The following is a 15,180-nucleotide window of genomic DNA, read 5'->3' as shown; positions in this document are numbered from 1 at the left end:
CCGCTTGTCGCACCTGTTCCTTCGCGCCGCTCCGGCCTTCATCCTGACCGCCCTGGTCGCCGCCTGCGGGCCGGAACCTCGCGAAGCCCCCACCGACGGCGACGCCGTGCGCGAACGCGCCGTCGAGGCCCAGACCGCCCGCAAACGCACCGGCGCCGAGGTTCAGGACCGCGCCCTGAACCGGGTCATCCGCACCGTCTATCTGTGTAACAACAGCGAACGCCTGTCGGTCGACTTCGATAATCCGCGCCAGATGGCGACCGTGCGCAACTCGTCGGGCGAGGCCGTTGATCTGTTCCAGGAGCGCGCGGCCGACGGCATCTGGTATCGCGCCAGCGGTTACGAGCTGCGCGGCAAGGGCGTTCAGGCCACATGGACCGCCGACGGCCGCGAACCGACCGAATGCCGGGCCGTGGATTAGGCGAGCGTCGCCAGCCGTTCGTCCAACCGGCGCCGCACCTCGGGCCAGCCCTCATCCAGAACGGCGAACTGGGCCGTGTCGCGCACGCGCCCGGTCCAGGTGATCTTGTGCTTCCTCAGCACGCCCTCGTCGCGCGCGCCCAGCTTGCGAATGGCGGCGGCGCTGGCGGCGTTCTGGGCGTCGGTGATGATCTCGACCCGCACCGCGCCGTTGGAAAAGGCGTAGTCGAGCAACAGCCGCTTGCACGCCGGATTGACCGCCCCGCCTCGCGCATCGGGTCGATAGAAGGTCGAGCCGACCTCGCAACGCCGATGCTCAGGCTTGATTTCATACAGACTGGTCGTGCCGACCACCGCCCCGTCGCTCAAACGCCGCACGGCGAAGGCGATACGCGAGCCAGCCTCCATGGCTTTAAGCGCCGCCGCCCACCAGGCGTCGAAATGCTCGCCGTAAGCCGCGCTGACCATGCCGTTCCAGGCCTCGGGGTCGCAGTCCAGCGCCGCCCTCACCTCGCCCTCCAGCCCCGCCGTGAACGGCTCCAGCCGGACAAAGCGATCTTCAAGGACGACGGGGCTCAGCGTCACGCCGTCGCGCCTTCCTCGATCAGGAAGCCCCGCACCGCCTCGGCGTCCACGTCCTTGTCGGTGAAGGCGTCGCCGATGGCCCGCGCCAGGATCAGCGTCAGACGGCCGCCCTCAGCCTTCTTGTCCCCGGCCATCCGCCCGATCAGGGCCTCGGCGCCGAAGGTTTGATCCACATCGGCCAGCCGCGTCGGCAGACCCGCCGCCCTGATCCCCGTCTCGGCCTTCTCGGCGTCCGCCGCCGAACACAGGCCCTGGCGGGCCGAAAAGCGGAAGGCCATGGCGCAGCCCAGAGCGACCGCCTCGCCATGGGTCAGGGCGTCTCCAAAGCCCAGCTCGGCCTCCAGCGCGTGCCCGAAAGTATGTCCCAGGTTCAGCAGGGCGCGCCGCCCGGCCTCCTTCTCGTCCTCGCCGACGACCTGCGCCTTGATCTCGACCGACCGGATCACCGCCCGCTCCAGAGCGTCGGGATCGCCCTCGGCGCCCGCGGCCCCTTCCCCGCCCAGCCAGTCGAAGAAGGCGGCGTCACAGATCAGGCCGTGCTTCAGCACCTCGGCCCAGCCCGAGCGCACCTGCCGCACCGGCAGGGTGGCCAGGGCCTCGATGTCGGCCAGCACCAGACGCGGCTGATGGAAGGCGCCGATCAGGTTCTTGCCGCGCGGCGTGTCGATGGCCGTCTTGCCTCCGACCGAGGAATCCACCTGGGCCAGCAGGGTCGTCGGCACCTGCACGAAGTCGATGCCGCGCATGAACAGGGCCGCCGTCAGCCCGGCCAGATCGCCCACGACCCCGCCGCCCAGCGCCACCACGATGCTCTTGCGATCCAGCCCCTCGGCCAGCAGCCGGTCCAGCACCGCCTCAAGCTGTTCAAACGACTTGGACGCCTCGCCCGCCGGAACCGTCACGACCCCGGTCGCCAGCCCCGCCGCCTCCAGCGAGGCCCGCACGGTCGCGCCATGGATGGCCGCGACGGTCTCGTCGCTGACGATATAGGCCCGCGTAGGCTTCAAGGCCGCGACCCGCGCCCCGGCCTCTTGCAGCAGCCCCCGTCCGACCACGACCTCATAGGCGGCGAAGCCCTCGCCCCCGACCGGGATCGTCGTCGTCATTTCTGGCTCTCCTCGCGGGCGTGGCACCGCAGTTCTCGAATAATGGCCTCGACCGCCTGGCCGTGCGAGCCGCCGCCGACGTCCACTGTCAGGTCGGCCTCGGCGTAGATGGGATAGCGGGCCTCGGCCAGTTGGCTCAGGGCCTCCAGCGGATCGCGTCCGCGCAGCAGGGGGCGGGTGTCGCGCCGCTGCACCCGTTCGGCGATCACCTTCAGATCCGCACGCATCCAGACGCTGACCGAGTGCCTTTTCATCAGGGCGCGCGTCTCGGGGTTCATCATGGCCCCGCCGCCGGTCGCCAGGACGATGGGCGGGCCTTCCAGCAGGCGGCGCATGATTCGCGCCTCGCCCGCCCGAAACTCGGCCTCGCCCCGGCTGGCGAAGATTTCGCTGACGCTCATCCCCGCAGCGGCCTCGATTTCGTGGTCGCCGTCGTGGAAGGGCAAGCCCAGCCGCTGCGCCAGTCTGCGCCCCACCGTCGATTTTCCCACGCCCATCAGCCCCACCAGGGCTATGGTGCGGTCTGGCGTCAGGGACGGCGACAGGGGCGAGGAATCGGGCGAGGCGTCGGCAGGCATGGTTGCACTATTCTCTACACGACCCGGCCGTTCGCTCCACACCTGTGTTGTGCACGCCGCATGACGCCCCAGGTCGAGGCCTTTCTGGAAATGATGGCGGTCGAGCGCGACGCCTCGCCCCACACCCTGTCCGCCTATGGCCGCGACCTGGCCGACGCCGAGATCTGGCTGTCCGACGCTGGCGGCCTGATGGGCGCGTCTCAGGAAGCGGTCGAGGCCTGGTTCGCCGACCTGTCCCGACGCGGCCTGTCGGCGGCCACGGCGGCGCGCCGGCGGTCCTCCGTGCGTCAGTTCTACCGCTTCGCCCTGGGCGAAGGCTGGCGAGCCGACGACCCGTCCCGCCGCATCGACGCCCCCAAACAGAGCCGCAGCCTGCCCAAGACCCTCAGCCGCGACGAGATCGAGGCCCTGCTGACCGCTGCCGGCGCCGCCGACAGCGCGGCGGGACTGCGCCTCGTCGCCCTGGTCGAGATGGCCTACGCCTCAGGCTTGCGTGTGTCCGAACTGCTGGGGTTGAAGGTCGAGGCCGTGCGCCGCGACCCCGCCTATCTGATCGTGCGCGGCAAGGGCGGCAAGGAGCGGCTGGCCCCCCTCAACGCCGCCGCCCGCGCCGCGATCAAGGCCTGGCTCGACGCCCGCGACGCCGCGCGCAAGCCGAACACGCCCGACAGCGCCTGGCTCTTCCCCTCGCACGGCAAGACCGGCTGCCTGACGCCCCGCCGTTTCGCCCAGTTGCTGGATCAGGCGGCCATTGCGGCCAATATCGACCCGGCCCGCGTCAGTCCCCACGTCCTGCGTCACGCCTTCGCCACCCACCTGCTGGAAGGCGGCGCCGACCTGCGCGTGGTCCAGACCCTGCTGGGCCACGCCGACATCTCGACCACCCAGATCTACACCCACGTCGCCACCGACCGCCTGGCCCAGGTCGTCCATTCCCGACACCCCTTGGCGAAGGACGACTGAAAGCCCATAGTTCGATCATGGCACGATCCTTCTACGTCAAGGCGATCTGGGACCCGGAGGCCGAGGTCTGGTGCAGCGAATCCGACATTCCCGGTCTGGTTATCGAAACCGCGACCCTGGCCGAGTTCGAGAGCCTTGCGCGCCAGTTCGCTTCCGAACTCCTGGCTGAGAATCTCGGAATCCACGGCCCCGTGCCGATCCGCTTTGAAGCGCTGGGCGGCTTTGAAGTTCTCGCGGCCTAACGTCTTACGTTGTTGTAGGAACCGCCCCGCACAACAAGCGGTGCATTCTCACATTCGCGTCGTGACACCATCAGTATTCCAGAACTGAGAGTGATCTGGACATGCCCAAGGACTTCTACCCCGAGCTGACCGCCCTCCTCCACGCCGCCGGCTGGCGCCGCATGGAGAACGCCAAGGGCAGTCACGAGAAATGGCGTCATCCAGACGTCGCCCACGCCGTCATCGTACCCCGCTCCAAGAGCCGACACACCGCCAATACCGTCCTTAAACAGGCCGGTCTGCCCAAGGCGTTCTGAACCCCGCTTGCCCCACGGCGTTCCCCGCACTAGTTTCCGCCGCTTTCCGTAGCGCCAACCGCGCTTCTCCTCACGGACGCCTTATGGCCACGCATTATCTCGAATTCGAAAAGCCCATCGCCGAGCTGGAAGCCAAGATCGCGGAGCTGTCGCATCTGGCCCCGACCAGCGGCTCGTTCGAGTCCGAGATCGCCGCCCTGCGCAAGAAGGCCGACGCCCTGCGGGTGAAGACCTACGCCAATCTCGACCCCTGGATGCGCACCCAGGTCGCGCGTCACCCCCAGCGTCCGCACTTCGTCGACTATATCGAGGGCCTGTTCACCGACTTCGTGGAACTGCACGGCGACCGTCAGTTCGGCGACGACCAGGCCATCCTGGGCGGCCTGGCCCGCTTCCGCGGTCAATCTGTCGTGGTCATGGGCCACGAAAAGGGCCACGACACCCAGACCCGCATCACCCACAACTTCGGCATGGCGCGGCCTGAGGGTTACCGCAAGGCCGTCCGCCTGATGGACATGGCCGAACAGTTCGGCCTGCCGGTCCTGACCTTCGTCGACACCGCCGGCGCCTATCCGGGCCTGGGCGCCGAAGAGCGCGGTCAGGCCGAGGCCATCGCCCGCTCGACCGAGCGCGGCCTGACCCTGGGCGTCCCCTCCATCGCCACGGTGACGGGCGAAGGCGGTTCGGGCGGCGCCATCGCCATCGCCGCCGCCAGCCGCGTCCTGATGCTGGAGCACTCCATCTATTCGGTCATCTCGCCCGAGGGCGCGGCCGGCATCCTGTGGCGCGACGGCACGCGCGCCAAGGACGCGGCCATGGCCATGAAGATCACCGCTCCCGACCTTATGGCGATGAAGATCGTCGATCGCGTCATCCCCGAGCCCATGGGCGGCGCCCACACCGCCCGCGATCAGGCCATCAAGTCCGTCGGCGACGTGCTGGAAGACGAGTTGAAGTCCCTGTCGTCGCTGTCGGCGGACCAGATCCGCAAGGCCCGCGCCGACCGTTTCTACGCCATCGGCCGCCTGGGCTGATCGCCTGCATTGCACGGCGGCCTCGCGCCGCCGAAGCTGACGCCATGCGATTCGCCTCCCCTCCCTCCCAGAACCTCGGGGCCTCCTCATGCGCGGCATGAACGGGGTCGGCGAATCCCTGCGCGAAAGCGCGGTGTTCAACTTCGCTGGGGCGGTGACCATGGTCATCGACGATTCGCCCTTCGCCCTGGAACTGACGACCCAGGCCATCCTCGGTTTCGGCATCAAGGTGCGCCACGCCTGCGCCAGCGCCTCCGAGGCCATCGCCATCCTGCGCGATCATCCGGTCGATCTGATCCTGGTCGACTGCGAAATGCCGGGCATGAGCGGCTATGAGTTCGTGCGCTGGCTGCGCCGTTCGGGACTTGAGCCCAACGCCTTCGCCCCCGTCATCATGACCGCCGCCCACGTGCGTCGTTCCAAGGTGGCCGAGGCCCGCGACTGCGGCGCCAACTTCCTGATCACCAAGCCCTTCAGCGCCGCTGTCCTGCTGGAACGCATCGTCTGGGTCGCCCGCGACGCCCGCCCCTTCCTTGAAGTCGGCGACTATTTCGGGCCAGATAGACGTTTCCGCTCGGAACCCTGGGAAGGCCTGGAGCGTCGTTCCGAGGAAATCCGCAAGGCTGAATTCGAAGCCCAACGCAGAGCGTCGATCGAGCTATGACCGTCATCACGCACAACCGCCGCCGCTCTCGTCTGTCGACCCTCATCGACCAACCCGGCGGCGTCAGCGCCGGCGTCGCCCTGGCCCAGGCCAAGGCCAACCTGGCCGAGATGGAAGCCCGCAGCCGCGCCGTGATCGAGGAAAAGGTCGCCGCCCTGGCCGCCCTTCAGCCCGCGACCTCCATCGAAGAAGCCTCTCGCGTTCTCGATCAGGCCTATGATCACTCCAGCGCCGTCATCGACGCCGCCGGCCCGTTCGAACTGACGGACGTGTGCGTCGCGGCCGCCAACCTGTGCGACCTGATCGACGCCGCGCCCGAGGACAGGCCGTTCGACTGGCGCATCGTCACCGTTCACGCCCAGGCCCTGCGCCTGCTGCTGACCCTGCCGGTCGAAGCCGCCGAGGCCCGCACCCAGGTGCTGGCCAGCCTCAAGGACGTGCTGAAGGCCAAGGCGCCCGGCGCGGCTCAGTCCGACTGAGGCAGGCTTTTCGCGCCGCGCGTCTGCTTGCGCCACAGGCTGGCGTATTCCCCGCCCTGACGCGCCACCAGTTCATGATGCGCGCCACGCTCGACGATGCGGCCGGCCTTCAGCACCAGGATCTGCTCGGCGTCGGCCACGGTCGACAGGCGGTGCGCGACCACCAGCGTCGTGCGGCCCGCCCGCGCCTTGCGCAGGGTCTTCTGGATCGCCGCCTCGGTGCGGCTGTCCAGCGCGCTGGTCGCCTCGTCCAGGATCAGGATGCAGGGATCGGCCAGCAGGGCGCGGGCGATGCCGACGCGCTGACGCTCGCCGCCTGACAGCTTCAAACCGCGCTCGCCCACCCGCGTCTCCATGCCCTCCGGCAGATTGCGGATGAAGTCGGCCAGTTCCGCCGCCTCAGCCGCCGCCCAGATGGCCGCCTCGTCAGCGTCCGGCCGGGCGAAGGCGATGTTGGCGCGAATGCTGTCGTTGAACAGGGCCACGTCCTGCGGCACCAGCGCCACGGCGGCCCGCAGCGACGCCTGCGTCACCGAGCGGGCGTCCCGCCCGTCGATCAGCACGCGTCCTTCCTGCGGGTCCAGCAGACGCAGGGCCAGCTTGACGATCGTGGACTTGCCCGCCCCCGACGGCCCCACCAGGGCCGTGGTCGTGCCGGCCGGGGTGACGAAGCTGACGTCGTCCAGACCCGCCGCCCGCGCATCGTGGCGGAAGCCCACATGCTCGAAGACGACCTCGGCCCCGCAGCCGCCGGTCGGTCGTGGCAAGGCCACGGCGTCGGGCGCATCGGCCACCTGCGGCGCCTGACGCGTCACCTTCAGCATTTCCTCCATGTCGATGAAAGACTGACGGATTTCCCGATAGGCGAAGCCCAGGATGTTCAGCGGCGCATACAGGGAGATCATGATCAGCACCGCCGCCGTCACATCACCCGGCCCCATCCGGCCAGCCGCCGCCTCGAACCCGGCCATGACGGCCATGACGCCCAGGCCGACGTTCATGATCAGGCCCTGGATCAGGTTCAGCGTCGCCAGCGAGGTATTGGCCTTCAGCGCCGCGTCCACATAGGTCGACAGCGACCGGTCATAGGCCTCGGCCGCCCGCCCCTCGGCCCCGAACGACTTGACCGTCTCATAGTTCAGCAGGGCGTCGACGCTCAGGCCCGCCGCCTCGCTGTCGGCGGCGTTCATGGCGCGCCGATGCTCCAGCCGCCAGTTGGCCATGGCGAAGGTCGCGACGGCATAGACGGCCACCACCCCGATCGCCACCGCACCGAACCGCCAGTCGTACTTGCCGCTCAGCACCGCCGCCGCCAGCACCAGCTCGACCACGGTCGGCCCCAGATTGAACACCAGAATCCGCAGCAGGAAGTCCACGGCCCGCGAGCCGCGATCCATGGTCCGCGACAGGGCGCCTGACCGCTTGGTCTGGTGAAAGTCCAGCGACAGGCTCAGGGCATGAGCAAAGGTCTCCGCCGCAGTCCTGCGCTGCGACGCCGCCCGAACCGGCGCGAACACCACGTCCGACAGCTGCGGCGTCGCGGCCGACAGGAACCGCACCACGGCCCAGCCGACCGCGAAGGCCGCGAAGCCCCAGCCCACGGCCGCCGCCGCGCCCTGCCCCGCCGCCAGATGATTGACCGCCGCGCCCAGGATCAGCGGCGCGGCCACGCCCAGCCCCTTGCCCGCCAGCGTCAGACCGATGGCCCCGGCGACACGCCACGGCAGTTGCGGCGCGCCCGAGCGTCCCACAACGCGCAGCAGGTCCGTCAGCGCCTGCAGCGTCGGCGGCGCCTCCTGTTTGACCTCGACCTGTCCGGCGGCCATGGCCTTGATCGTGGAGTCGCCCCTTCGGCCTGATCGTTCACCGCGCATGGTCATGCTCCAGCCAAAGGACGGCGCCGCGCCGGAGCGAAAGCGACATTCAGTTCAAACTCGCGATGGCTTCGAGCAGTTCATCGACCGCGCCCTCGGTCGTCGCCCAGGAACAGACGAACCGCACCGAGCCGTCGTCGAACTGATAACAGGCCCAGCCCCTGGCGTTCAGTTGCGCGTGCGCCTCTTCGGACATCCGCACGAAGACGGCGTTGGACTCGACCGGATGGGCCAGAACAAAGGGCGAGCGCTCCTCGATCCCATCGGCCAGCCGCTGCGCCATCAGATTGGCGTGCGCCGCCCCGCTCTCCCAGGCGCCGGATTCCAGCAGGCCCAGGATCGGCGCGGCCAGGAACCGCCCCTTGGACGCCGTCTGCCCGGCCTGCTTCAGCCGATTGTCGATGCGCCGCGTCAGGCTCTTGTCGAAGATGACCAGGGCCTCGGCGCAGTTCGCGCCCGCCTTGGCCCCGCCGAACACCAGCACATCCACGCCAAGGCGCGGGATATCCTTCAGGTCGAACCCCGCCGCGACCGCGTTGGCCAGCCGCGCCCCGTCCATGTGCACGCCGAGTCCCGCCAGCTTGGCCGGTTCGATGAGGTGGCGCAGTTCTTCCTCGGAATAGACCGCGCCGTATTCCGTCGCCTGGGTGACGCTCAGCGCCGCCGCCGGTTGGCGGTGACCGACGACCGGCTCGTCCAGCGCGGCGCGCAGGGCCATAGCGTCGATCCTGCCCGAATAGCCCGGCAAGCCGATCAGGCCCACGCCGTGACCGAAGAAGCCGGGCGCACCGGTCTCGTCGGTGCAGATATGGGCCGCATGATGGGTCAGCACCGCCTCATAGGGCCGGGCCAGCATGGAGACGGCGATGGCGTTGGCCGCCGTACCGCTGAAGACGAAGCGCACCTCGGCGTCGGCGTCCAGCCGCTGGCGAATCTGATCCGCCGCCCGCGCCGTGATCTCGTCGGCGCCATAGGCCCGCGCGAAACCGCCGTTGGCCGCCGCCAGCGTTTCCAGCGCGGCGGGCGCCATGCCGGCCGTATTGTCCGATCCGAAATCGTAACGCACGCGTCAGTCTTCCTGTTGTTCTGCCGGCGCCATGACGATGCGGGCGAATTTGGCGTCCTTGGCCGGCACCTCGACCTGATGCGGGAAGGGTATCTCGATTCCGGCGGCGTCCAGCGCTTCCTTCCCCCCCTGCATCAGATCAGCCTGGGTCTGCCACCAGTCAGCGACATTGACCCAGGCGTGCAGGGTGATCTCGACAGCGCTGTCCAACAGGGCCGTCACGCCCGTCCAGGGCGTCGGGTCCTTCAACACCTTGCCGTGCGCCGTGGCGACGCCCGCCAACACGTCGCAGGCGTCCTTCAGATTCTCGCCGTATCCGACGGTGAACTTGATCTCGACCCGCCGCGTCCTCTGCCCAGTCAGGTTGATGATGACGTCGCTCAGGACCTTGGAGTTGGGAATGACGATCTTGTGGTTGTTGGCGTTCGACAGCTGGGTGGTGAACAGATCCAGCTTCTGAACCGTGCCCGAGGCGCCGCCCACGTCGATCACCTCGCCCACGCGATAGGGCCGCAGCACCAGCAGCATGACCCCGGCCGCCACATTGGACAACGTCCCTTGCAGGGCCAGACCCACCGCCAGCGAGGCCGCGCCCAGAACCGCGATGATCGAGGTGGTCTGCACGCCCAGCCGCTGCAGCACGGCGATCATGCCGATGATGATGACCACCACGCGGACCACCTGCGCGGCGAAGCTGAGCACCGTCTGGTCGTGACGGAAAGCCCGCATCCGTCCCAGCACCCGACGCGTCACGCCCGACGCCCAGCGCGCGACGAACAAGGTGACGGCGAAGATCAGCGCCGCGATGGTCAGGTTGATAGCCAGATCGCCGGCCATGTCGGCCAGCTTGGCCAGGATGGCGGCGTCGACGGTCAGGCGCTTTTCGCCGACAGCGACGGCCTGGTTCAGTGTTTCATGCAGAGCGGACATGCCCCGGGTCTAACGCCTGGAGACACGAATGGAAGCCCCGTGGCTTCGGCTTTTCACGTCATGGCTCGCCCCGGCCGCCATTGGCGAGCCTGGATGGACAGGATCAGGCGGCGACCGCCGTCTCGTCGCCAGCGACCGCGGCCTGACGCAGGGCGGTACGCCCGCCGGGCGCCTGGCCCATCAATCCGGCCAGGCTACGGAAATCGATCGGCTTGTTCAGATAGGCGTCGGCTCCCGCCGCCAGTCCGGCTTCATGATCCTCATTCCGAGCCGACGCTGACAACACGACGACAGGCGTGTCCGAGTTGACGCCCCCGCCTTCCCGGATCAGACGCGTCGCGGTCAACCCGTCCATCACCGGCATGTTCACGTCCATGATGATCAGGTCGAAGCGCTGGTTTTTCGCCAGATCAACAGCCAGCTGGCCGTTTTCGGCCGTGCTCGTGCGATGACCGGCCGACCCCATCCAGGCCTCCAGGATCATGCGGTTGACCGGATGGTCCTCGACCACCAGGACATCGAGACGGTCGCCGCCTTCGACATCGGCGTCGACGGCTTCCGCCGCTTCAGGGCGGGACCATTCGACCACTTCGCCCTCGATCGTCAGGGTGAAGGTGGAGCCCTGACCCAGCTTCGACGTCACAGTAATATCGCCGCCCATGATGTGCGCCATGCGCCGCGCGATGGTCAGCCCCAAGCCCGTGCCGCCGAACTTGCGGGTCGAGGAGTTGTCCACCTGGGTAAAGGGTTGGAACAGGCGATCCAGATCATCACGGGAAATGCCCGTACCACTGTCCGTGACCGAAAATTCGAAGCCGACGCGCCGATCAGAAATCCGACGTCCGCGCACCGTGTATCGAATCTCGCCCTGATCGGTGAACTTGACGGCGTTCGACAGCAGGTTCTGCACCACCTGGCAGACGCGCAGAGGATCCCCTCGCACCACGGCCGGCAGTTCGCCCTCGAACGTCGACACCAGGCTAAGCCCCTTGGCCTCGGCCTGGGCCTCGAAGGGACCGGTGATGCGCCGATGCAGGTCATCAACCTGAACATCCACCACATCGAAGCTCATTTTCCCGGCTTCGATCTTGGTCATGTCCAGGATGTCGTTCAGCAGGCTCAGCAGATTGTCGCCCGAGTTGCGGATGATCGACAGATACTCCCGCTGGGTTCCCTCCAGCCGCGTCGCGCTCAGCAACTGGGCCGCGCCCAGCACCCCGTTCATCGGCGTGCGAAGTTCGTGGGAAATGACGCCGAGGAAGCTGGACTTGGCCTCGTTGGCCGCATCCGCCTTGTCCCGCGCCGTCTCCAGCTCCTCGATCAGATGGGCCTGATGCTCCTGGAAGGCGCGGATCCGGTCTTCGCGCAACATGGTCATCGTCACCAGAACAAAGAGGCTGGCGGCCGTGAACGGCACCAGGGCGACGAAGGGCCAGAACAAGGGACCGCCGATCAGGCTGACGGCGATGATCGCGGCGGCCAGACCATAGGGCGAGGAAATCATGATCGCCTGACGCGGCGAACTGCGCAGTTGGGCGAAGACCAGCACATAGCCCGAGACCAGCAAGGCGATGGCCAGCTCATGTCCGAAGGGCGACGGCGAATACCAGGCCAGCAGCGGGGCCACGGCCCAGACCGCCGTCGTTGCGGTGGCCACGGCCGGGAAGACCATGCCCCACCCCGCGCCGACGCGCTGGCTGACGCGCTTTTCGACCTCGCCGCGCAAGGCGCCCGCCGCCAGGGTCGCCGCGAACCAGAGCAAACCGGTCGCCAGGCCCACCGTGGCGATGACGCCGACAGCCCAGCTGACGATGATCATATAGCGAAGGTAGTGGGTCTGCAGGATAGCGGTCAGCGCCTGAGCGGCTTCGCCCGGCGCCTGACCATCCAATCCCTTGATCCCGTCAGAACCTACCATTCGCTAGCCCCCGCCTTTGCAAATCAGTCCGGGGCGAACGCTAGATTGAAGGTTCTAAGACGAAGTGAATACGGCTTTGTACGTATCAGGATGAACAGGGCGACGCCCCTCACCCCGCCTCCGCCGCCGTCAGGGCCCGAACGGCGAGCGCATGAACCGGTCCCGCCAGCTCCGCCTTCAGCACGGTATTGATCGCCCGCTGCCGCGCGACGCGGCCCTGTCCCTCAAAGGCGTCCGAAACGATAGTCAGCTGGAAATGGCTCTCGCCCCCGTCCCTGGCGTCCATGCCGCCTTCATGATGGTGACCGGCGTGTTTCCAGCTGTCGTCTTCCAGATCGATCCGCACCGGGGCGAAGGCCACGGTCAGTTTTTCGCGGATAAGTGCCGCCACGGGGCCGTCTGACATCGGTCGTTCCTTGAAGCTGTCCAATTCCAGCTTACACTTGGGGCGATGTCCGCGTCATTTGAATACAAGCCTCGCTTCACCGATATCCGCGTGAAGCCGCCCAAGCCTGAGGAAGAGCAGGCCGAGGCCGACGCCCTGCACCTGAAGCCCGGCGAAAAGCCCTGCCAGTGGCCGGACTGCAGCAGGCCGGCGACCGCCAGGGCGCCCAAGTCGCGCGAACAGCTGGCCGAGTTCTACGACTTCTGTCAGGCCCATGCGGGCCAGTACAACAAGGGCTGGAACTTCTACGCGGGCATGAGCGAAGGTCAGATCCGCGCCGCCCAGGAAAACGAGGCCATGACCGGCGGCCGCCCGACCTGGGAGATGAAGGCCGGCAAGAACACCCGCGAGGCCGCCGCCTTCGCCGCCAAGATGGGCACGGCCAACAACCAGGGCGCGGGTTCATGGCGCGACAGTTTCGGCCTGTTCGGCCGCCGCACCCGCGAAGCCGGGCCGGCCATGGCCGAAGAGCATCGCATCGGCAAGATCGAACTGGCGGCCCTGACCGATCTCGACCTCAAGCCCGGCGCGGACAAGGCGGCCATCAAGGCGCGCTATCATGAGCTGCTGAAACGCTTCCACCCTGACACCAACGGCGGCGACCGCGGCGCCGAGGCCAAGCTTCAGCGCGTCATCAAGGCCTGGAAGACCCTGAAGAAGGCCGGACACGCCTGAGCGTTTTCAGCAAGCCGCCCGGCTTGGGCGGTCCGTCGATGCGGGTGACGTTCTCGCCCGCGCCGTCCCAGATCTCGGCGAATGCGCTGCCGGCTTCTTCCAGCATCATGCGCTGCGTTTCGCTGACGGCCTCCAGCAAGCTGTCCGCATCCAGAGCGAACATGTTAGGCGTGCTTTCGGGCGCGTCATAGACATAGCAGAAGTACTGCGTGTTCGTATGCATGGCCTCTTCCCCGACGGAAGCGATGGCCAAATTGTTAACATGCGGCTTGTGAATTACACGAATCACAGAACCGTTGTTTCTGAACGACTGAGGCCCATATTCGACTCCTTCGATCCAAAAAGGAGTCGCCTCATGGAAGTCCTGTATCGCGCCCACGCCACGGCATCGGGAGGCGGCCGCGACGAAGGCCGTTCCGCCACCGACGACGGCAAGATCGACGTGCGCCTGTCCGTCCCCACCGAAATGGGCGGCAAGGGCGGCGACGGCACCAATCCCGAGCAGCTTTTCGCCACCGGCTACGCCGCCTGCTACCTGGGCGCCCTGCGTCTGGTCGCGGGCAAGGCCGGGACCCCGGTCGGCCCTGACACCAAGGTCGCCGCCGGCGTCGGCTTCGGCAAGAACACGCGCGGCGAAGGCTTCAACCTGGACGTGACCCTGCACGTCACCGACCACGGCCTGGATCAGGCGGTGATCGACGACCTGATCCACAAGGCGCATCAGGTCTGCCCCTATTCCAACGCCACGCGCGGCAACGTCGACGTGGCCCTGAGCGCCGGCTGAGCCTGCGGTCATGAGCGCCGCGCCCCAGGTCCTGATCGTCGGCGCCGGTCCTGCGGGACTGGCGGCGGCCCTCTTCCTGTCGCGGCGCGGCGTGCCTGTTCGCCTGATCGACGCCGCCGAGACGCCGACCGCCACCTCCAAGGCGCTCGGCGTCAATCCACGCACCCTCGATCTGCTGGAACCGACCGGCGTCAGCGCCCGCATCCTGGCCGAGGCCGGAACCGTCGAGCGCCTGCACATCCACCGCCACGGCCAGACGCTGGCCGAGATCCACCTGGACCAGATCGACCTCGGCGCGCGCTTCCCCCTCGCCATCCTGCCCCAGGCCCGCACCGAAGCCCTGCTGACCCAGGCCCTGGCCGCGCGCGGCGTCGCGGTCGAGCGCAGTCTGGCCCTGACCGCCGTGACCCAGGACGCCGACGCCGTCACCGCCGTCCTGTCGTCGGGCGAGCAGGCGCGCACGCCCCTGCTGTTCGCCGCCGACGGGGCCCATTCCACGGTGCGCAAGGCGCTTCACCTCGGCTTTCCCGGCGACGCCTGGGCCGAGCCCTGGCAACTGATCGACGTCGAACTGGATGGCCCGCCCGCCGACGAAGCCTGGATCGACTTCCGCGACGACGCCGTCTTCGTCTGCCTGCCCTATTCGGGCGCGCGGTTCCGCCTGATCGGCTTCGGCCCGCCCCTGCTGGACAACCTGCCGGACGGCTGGCGCGCCGGCGCCGTCCTCTGGCGCTCGGACTTCCACATCTCGCACCGCATGGCCTCGGCCATGAGCCTGGGCCGCATCGCCCTGGGTGGAGACGCCGCCCACATCCATTCGCCCATCGGCGCGCGCGGCATGAACCTGGGCATAGAGGACGCCTTCGTCTTCGCAGACTGCGCCGCCGACTTCCTCAGCGGCCAGCTTGAGCGAATCGAGGACTACGACCGCCTGCGTCGCCCGGTGGACAAGGCCGTGGTGCGCCGCGTCCGCGCCCTGACCGGGTTCGTCCGCAACACCGGCGCCGGGGCCGATCTGGCCCGTCGCGCCGCCATTCCCGTGGTCGCCCGCCTGCCCTTCCTCATCGAACGTGTCGCTCGTATCGGTCTGGGCCTCGACCACCCGGTCGTGCTGCGCTAAT

General features: G+C 68.2%; 19 protein-coding genes. 10 read left to right on the top strand and 9 right to left on the bottom strand.

Translation table 11 applies throughout. From position 1 onward, the window contains the following. The first annotated feature begins 4 nt into the window (after positions 1-4). A complete protein-coding gene (locus ACZ5XO_RS07190) occupies positions 5-421 on the top strand; it encodes an MliC family protein (RefSeq protein WP_464164581.1) in 417 nt (138 codons plus the stop codon). Here the strand turns inward: ACZ5XO_RS07190 and ACZ5XO_RS07185 are convergent. From ACZ5XO_RS07185 to ACZ5XO_RS07175, 3 genes are read right to left on the bottom strand one after another with little or no spacing between them, the layout of a single operon-like run. Further along, positions 418-1,005 carry a GNAT family N-acetyltransferase gene (locus ACZ5XO_RS07185; RefSeq protein ID WP_464164580.1) on the bottom strand — a complete coding sequence of 196 codons (588 nt, stop codon included), beginning with the start codon at positions 1,003-1,005 and terminating at the stop codon, positions 418-420. The genes ACZ5XO_RS07190 and ACZ5XO_RS07185 overlap by 4 nt on opposite strands. After that, positions 1,002-2,111 carry a 3-dehydroquinate synthase gene (gene aroB, locus ACZ5XO_RS07180; RefSeq protein ID WP_464164579.1) on the bottom strand — a complete coding sequence of 370 codons (1,110 nt, stop codon included), beginning with the start codon at positions 2,109-2,111 and terminating at the stop codon, positions 1,002-1,004. Before aroB ends, ACZ5XO_RS07185 begins: the two co-directional genes overlap by 4 nt. Beyond that, positions 2,108-2,689, bottom strand: coding sequence for a shikimate kinase (locus tag ACZ5XO_RS07175; RefSeq protein ID WP_464164578.1), 582 nt, complete (start codon positions 2,687-2,689; stop codon positions 2,108-2,110). The genes aroB and ACZ5XO_RS07175 overlap by 4 nt, the downstream gene beginning before the upstream one ends. Positions 2,690-2,749: 60 nt before the next feature. On the opposite strand from ACZ5XO_RS07175, the gene ACZ5XO_RS07170 reads away from it, so the two are divergent. From ACZ5XO_RS07170 to ACZ5XO_RS07145, 6 genes are all read left to right on the top strand, one after another. Beyond that, the gene (locus ACZ5XO_RS07170; RefSeq protein WP_464164577.1) at positions 2,750-3,652 is read left to right on the top strand and encodes a site-specific tyrosine recombinase XerD; all 903 of its coding nucleotides are present in this window, start codon (positions 2,750-2,752) and stop codon (positions 3,650-3,652) included. A gap of 17 nt (positions 3,653-3,669) precedes the next feature. After that, positions 3,670-3,894, top strand: coding sequence for a DUF1902 domain-containing protein (locus ACZ5XO_RS07165; RefSeq protein ID WP_464164576.1), 225 nt, complete (start codon positions 3,670-3,672; stop codon positions 3,892-3,894). A 101-nt stretch (positions 3,895-3,995) separates the two neighbouring features. Continuing rightward, positions 3,996-4,190, top strand: coding sequence for a type II toxin-antitoxin system HicA family toxin (locus ACZ5XO_RS07160; RefSeq protein WP_296176656.1), 195 nt, complete (start codon positions 3,996-3,998; stop codon positions 4,188-4,190). 83 nt (positions 4,191-4,273) lie between these two features. Beyond that, positions 4,274-5,224, top strand: a complete 951-nt coding sequence (locus tag ACZ5XO_RS07155; protein ID WP_464164575.1) for an acetyl-CoA carboxylase carboxyltransferase subunit alpha — start codon at positions 4,274-4,276, stop codon at positions 5,222-5,224. An 88-nt stretch (positions 5,225-5,312) separates the two neighbouring features. Beyond that, positions 5,313-5,888, top strand: coding sequence for a response regulator (locus tag ACZ5XO_RS07150; RefSeq protein WP_464164574.1), 576 nt, complete (start codon positions 5,313-5,315; stop codon positions 5,886-5,888). Further along, the gene (locus ACZ5XO_RS07145) at positions 5,885-6,367 is read left to right on the top strand and encodes a chemotaxis protein CheE (protein WP_464164573.1); all 483 of its coding nucleotides are present in this window, start codon (positions 5,885-5,887) and stop codon (positions 6,365-6,367) included. Before ACZ5XO_RS07150 ends, ACZ5XO_RS07145 begins: the two co-directional genes overlap by 4 nt. On the opposite strand, the gene ACZ5XO_RS07140 is transcribed toward ACZ5XO_RS07145, so the two are convergent. The 5 genes from ACZ5XO_RS07140 to ACZ5XO_RS07120 all read right to left on the bottom strand — a co-directional run bounded on the left by ACZ5XO_RS07140 (position 6,355) and on the right by ACZ5XO_RS07120 (position 12,561). Further along, entirely contained in the window at positions 6,355-8,241 is a 1,887-nt protein-coding gene (locus tag ACZ5XO_RS07140) for an ABCB family ABC transporter ATP-binding protein/permease (RefSeq protein ID WP_464164572.1), read from the bottom strand. The genes ACZ5XO_RS07145 and ACZ5XO_RS07140 overlap by 13 nt on opposite strands. 49 nt (positions 8,242-8,290) lie before the next feature. Next, positions 8,291-9,307, bottom strand: coding sequence for a threonine aldolase family protein (locus ACZ5XO_RS07135; protein ID WP_464164571.1), 1,017 nt, complete (start codon positions 9,305-9,307; stop codon positions 8,291-8,293). A gap of 3 nt (positions 9,308-9,310) precedes the next feature. Further along, positions 9,311-10,237 carry a mechanosensitive ion channel family protein gene (locus ACZ5XO_RS07130; protein ID WP_464164570.1) on the bottom strand — a complete coding sequence of 309 codons (927 nt, stop codon included), beginning with the start codon at positions 10,235-10,237 and terminating at the stop codon, positions 9,311-9,313. Between the two features lie 103 nt (positions 10,238-10,340). Continuing rightward, entirely contained in the window at positions 10,341-12,155 is a 1,815-nt protein-coding gene (locus tag ACZ5XO_RS07125) for an ATP-binding protein (RefSeq protein WP_464164569.1), read from the bottom strand. Between the two features lie 109 nt (positions 12,156-12,264). After that, a complete protein-coding gene (locus tag ACZ5XO_RS07120; RefSeq protein WP_464164568.1) occupies positions 12,265-12,561 on the bottom strand; it encodes a BolA family protein in 297 nt (98 codons plus the stop codon). A gap of 45 nt (positions 12,562-12,606) precedes the next feature. On the opposite strand from ACZ5XO_RS07120, the gene ACZ5XO_RS07115 reads away from it, so the two are divergent. Further along, a complete protein-coding gene (locus tag ACZ5XO_RS07115) occupies positions 12,607-13,275 on the top strand; it encodes a J domain-containing protein (RefSeq protein WP_464164567.1) in 669 nt (222 codons plus the stop codon). Here ACZ5XO_RS07115 and ACZ5XO_RS07110 read toward each other — a convergent pair. Beyond that, complete coding sequence (locus ACZ5XO_RS07110) at positions 13,235-13,498, bottom strand: hypothetical protein (RefSeq protein WP_464164566.1); 264 nt, start codon at positions 13,496-13,498, stop codon at positions 13,235-13,237. The genes ACZ5XO_RS07115 and ACZ5XO_RS07110 overlap by 41 nt on opposite strands. A gap of 132 nt (positions 13,499-13,630) precedes the next feature. On the opposite strand from ACZ5XO_RS07110, the gene ACZ5XO_RS07105 reads away from it, so the two are divergent. Beyond that, a complete protein-coding gene (locus tag ACZ5XO_RS07105) occupies positions 13,631-14,059 on the top strand; it encodes an organic hydroperoxide resistance protein (protein WP_312783503.1) in 429 nt (142 codons plus the stop codon). 10 nt (positions 14,060-14,069) lie between these two features. After that, entirely contained in the window at positions 14,070-15,179 is a 1,110-nt protein-coding gene (locus ACZ5XO_RS07100) for an FAD-dependent oxidoreductase (RefSeq protein WP_464164565.1), read from the top strand. The last annotated feature ends 1 nt before the right edge of the window (position 15,180 follow it).

This window comes from Brevundimonas sp. T2-11 (assembly GCF_055397675.1).
This window is presented reverse-complemented; position numbering and strand designations above follow the sequence as displayed.